The organism is Collinsella ihumii, from assembly GCF_030385545.1.
Lineage (GTDB): Bacteria > Actinomycetota > Coriobacteriia > Coriobacteriales > Coriobacteriaceae > Collinsella > Collinsella ihumii.
This window is the reverse complement of record NZ_JAUEIQ010000021.1, coordinates 1-3,749: the sequence shown is the minus strand read 5'-3', so window position 1 is coordinate 3,749 and position 3,749 is coordinate 1. Positions and strand designations below refer to the sequence as shown.

At 64.6% G+C, this 3,749-nt stretch carries 2 protein-coding genes; one reads left to right on the top strand and one right to left on the bottom strand.

Going from position 1 to position 3,749, the window contains the following annotated elements; translation table 11 throughout:
• Positions 1-896: Coenzyme F420 hydrogenase/dehydrogenase, beta subunit C-terminal domain (locus QVN30_RS11395; protein WP_289836462.1), on the top strand; the 896-nt coding region annotated here is incomplete at its 5' end.
• 287 nt (positions 897-1,183) lie between these two features.
• On the opposite strand, the gene QVN30_RS11390 is transcribed toward QVN30_RS11395, so the two are convergent.
• A partial coding sequence (locus QVN30_RS11390) for an S-layer homology domain-containing protein (protein WP_289836460.1) occupies positions 1,184-3,749 on the bottom strand: 2,566 nt, incomplete at its 5' end.

Sequence of the window (3,749 nt, the reverse complement as noted above, 5' to 3'; positions counted from 1 at the left end):
TGATCTCGCGGGGAGGGGCCGTGTACGGGGCGCGCTGGGAGAGGGCGTGCCGGTCCGTCTCGCACGCCAGGGCAGACGGCCAATCTTCGCTGGAGCCGCTGCTGATGTCGAAGTACCTGCAGTCGACGGTCCGCCCCGAGACGTATGCCATGGTGGGGCGCGATCTTGCCGAGGGGCGCACGGTGCTGTACTGCGGGACGGCTTGCCAGGTGGCGGGCCTCACGGGATACCTCGAGGCTCGCGGCGTCGAAAGGGATCGGCTCCTTGCCGTCGACGTCATCTGCCACGGCGCCCCGTCGCCGCTCCTGTGGGAGCGCTGGAGGGCCTATGTTGGCAGAAGCCGCCTCTCACGCGTCAGGACGGTCGATTTCAGGAGGAAGGACCCCTCGTGGGAGCACTACTCGGTCGCGTACGGCTTGTCGGGGGGCAGGGAGGTGCTCGTGCCCCACGCGGAGGACTGGTACCTGCTCGCGTTCCTGAGGAACATCTGCCTGAGGCCGTCCTGCGCGGCCTGCCCCGCGAAGGGGCGGTGCGGCTCGGATGTCACCCTCGGCGACTTCTGGGGGGTCGGAAGGGTCCATCCGGAAGTCGACCAGTCGCGCGGCGTGTCGGCCCTGATCGCACGGACGGAGAAGGGGGCGCGGGTGATCGAGGAGATCTCCGACGCCCTCGTGTCGGGCCCGTCGGAGTACGCCTCCGTGCTCGAGGGCAACCCGTCGCTCGAAAAGTCCTCCGCGCCGCATCCGGACAGGGAGGACTTCATGATGGCGCTCTCCTCCGGTGCCACAGCCGCCGAGCTGCGCAGGCGCTGGCCGTTCGGCCTCCCACCGGAGCCGACCGTCGCCGAGCGGCTCTCCCGAAGGATTCTCGGCCCCTTTGGAAGAGGGAACGGGTAGGGGCGTCGCCAGAGAGGACGGGAACTCGAGGAGCAATTCGAGAGGCCCTCTCCGCCTCACCGTTATCGTTCCGCCTGGATTCGCTCCAAGCCGTCGGTTCCACAGCCCTTGCCGAGAAATGCCCGAGGGCCCTCCGAATATCTCCGGAGGGCCCTCGGGCATCGAGCCTCGTGCGACAGCTTGCTATGTATCAGCCAAAGGCTTTCGAAGGGGTTCCCGAGGCCCGGGAGCCCCTTCGAAAGCCCTCCCCCGGAGGGGAGGGCGCGCGTCAGTCCTGATCGGACCGGTTAGCGGGGCGTCACGTTGGTGTCGGGCACGCTGATGACCACGTCGGCCAGCTTCTCGGGCTGGTAGTTGACGGACATGGCGGCTGCCTCGGCGCGGGTGATGGTAGCGGTCGGTGCGATGAACCCGCCGTTGCCCATGACCTCGTTGGCCACGGCCCACTCGACGGCCTCGGTGGCCCAGTCGGAGACCTGGGAGGCGTCGCCGAAGGCGGACAGGTCGGCCTCGGCGCCGTCAACGTCCTCGCCGAGCTTCTCGGCGTAGTTGGACAGCATCGCGGCGAACTCCTCGCGGGTCACGGCCTGGTCGGGCTTGAAGGTGCCGTCGCCGTAGCCGTTGACCACGCCGGTGGCCTTGGCCCACGCGATGGCCTGGGCGTAGTAGGCCTTGGCGTTCACGTCGCCGAACCCGGTCTCGTAGCCCTGGATGTCGTTGTTCCAGAACAGGTTCTCGGAATAGAAGTCCGAGCCGCCGGCCATATTGAACAGCACGCAGGCGACCTGGCCGCGGGTGATGGAGTCGTTCGGGCCGAAGAACTTGGTGCCGGAGTAGCCGTTCATGTAGCCGAGGTTCACGGCGTCGTAGACGACCTGGCTGTACCACTGGCCGGCCATGGGCACGTCCATGAAGACGCCCTTGTCGGTGACGACGATGTCGGTGGACACGACGCCGTCGAAGTCGTAGTTCTCGACATCCTTGGCGGTCTCGAAGAAGGCCTTGTAGGTTCCGACCTCCTTGAGCTCGACCTCCTCGCCGTCCTCATCCTCGTAGTGGTCGACGACGTAGGAGCCCTCGGGGACCTCGATCTCGTTGCCGTCGGCGTCGAAGAAGCGGAAGGTCGGGTTCAGGGCATCGCCGGTGTACATCAGGTAGCCGTCGACGTTCGGGTAGACGGACTCGTCGGCGTCGATGTCCCAGTTGGCGATGGCGTAGGCCGGCTTCACGGCGTCGACGCGGAAGGTGAACTCGGCGCTCTCGTTGAAGGTGACACCGTCTACGGTGATGATGTAGTTGCCGGCGTCGACGATCTGGTCGACCACGGTGCGGCTGCCGTCGGCGGCCTGCTTCTCGAAGGTCACGGTGTAATCGGTGCCCTGGGCGAGGACCTTGCTGCCGGCCTTGACGGTGAACGCCATGTTCTTGGACAGGTCGGTGCCGTTGTAGGTGTCGGAGGCGGAGCTCACGACGTTCTGGCCCTTGTAGGTCATGAAGATGTCGGTGTTGGCGTAGACGCTGCCGTACTCGACGATGACCTTGGCGACGTCTGAGCCGGCGGTCAGCTTGCCGTCATCGCCCCAGCTGAGGATGTCAACCTTGACGTAGTAGGTGCCGGGCTCGGTGAGCTGGGTCTTGCCGGCCATGTCGACGACGTTGCCCTCGTCGTCGGTCACGGTGACGGTGTAGTCGCGCTCGGGACGGACCTTGATGTGGGAGAGGTCGAAGTAGGTCGGTTTGTCCTCGGAGTTGTTCACGTAGAAGACGTTGTCGTGGTCATAGTCATCACCGCAGCCACTGAAGTCCACGGAGACGGTCATGTCGGCGTAGATGACGGTGAACTCCTTGGAGCCCGTGAAGTAGGGGTTGCCGGACTTCGCGGTCACCTTGTAGGTGTAGACGCCCTTGACGGGATTGTAAACGTCGTACTCGCTTCCGTCGGGGGTGCTCACAAGGTCGATCGTGAACTGGGAGTCATTGATAACCGCGGAATCGAAATCGGCGTTATCAACGTTGTTGATCTTCTGGATGAGGCCCGTGAAGGTGTCATGGCTCGCGGGGTCCTGACCGTACCAGAAGTCCTCGAGCGTCTTGCCGATGATCGAGGCGTCGGTCAGATCGAGCTTGGAGATTTGGAAATCGATGACCTTGTGGCCCTCGTACTCCGGGGTGCCGTCGATGACCGCCTGATAGGTCACGCCGGGCTGGAGCACGGTGCTCCACATATCGACGCCGTCATTCTTGCGAACAATTCTGATGGAGTAATCATCGGTTATGGTGAGGACATGGTTGCCCACGGCAACGCCGAGACGACCGACCCAAGCCTGGCCGGTGTTGTTGCCAGCGAGGGGGCTGACCTCGAACACGGTGTCGGTGACGTCCTTGCCGTCGACGAGCTTGGCGTCGTTCAGCGAGAAGCCGACGATGCTGAAGGTGTCGGCGATGCCGCGGAGGTACCACTGGCCGCCCTTGTACTGGGCGATGACGACGGCGTAGTCGCCCTTGTCGGTCGGCATGGTGTAGTTGCCGTCGACGTCCTTGACGCTGGTGCCGCGGAGATCCTTCTTGACCTTGCCGTCGTAGTACTTGACGGTGGTGCCGTTGGAGCGCACGATGGAGCCGGAACCGATCTCCACGTAGTAGTAGCAGAACTCGCCGTCCTTGATGTCGCCATCGCGGAGGTCGACGTCATGCTTCACGCCCGCACCGTCTGTGACGGAGACGGGGACGCGGCCGAGGCCCTTGCCCGTGTAGTAGAAGGTGGTGCTGCTGGACTCGTACTCTACGGTAGCCCCAGCAACGTTGCTCTGGTCGGTGGCCAGGACCTCGATGCCCGTGTCCTCCGCCATAGCG